Raw genomic sequence first — 333 nt, forward strand, 5'->3', positions numbered from 1 at the left:
CGGCAGCCGCTAAAAAATCGCCTTCATTTTCTCTGTTTTCATCATCAACAACAATAATAACTTTGCCATTTCTTATATCTTCAATGGCTTCATGTATAGAGTTAAGCTTAAATTGCTTTTGGTTGTGTGTCATAGTTTCTGCTATCATTTAGCAAAGATATTGCTTATTTTAAAGATTCTAAACAATAAATCCTTAAGTCTTCCTTAATTTTTACATTTAAAAAAGGATACGTAATCATGTAAAAAGGGAAGCCTAGTAATAAAAGAATACCGTTTGGCATTTTTTTAGTCTTATTTATTAATTTGTAAAACTGTTTTAAGTTTAACAGTGAT

1 protein-coding gene is annotated in these 333 nt (G+C 28.5%); it reads right to left on the bottom strand.

Features of this window, described 5'->3' with window-relative positions:
* Nucleotides 1-148: 3,4-dihydroxy-2-butanone-4-phosphate synthase (locus FUA24_RS10715; protein ID WP_187388247.1), on the bottom strand; the 148-nt coding region annotated here is incomplete at its 3' end.
* Nucleotides 149-333: the final 185 nt, after the last annotated feature.

This window comes from Seonamhaeicola marinus (genome assembly GCF_008085455.1).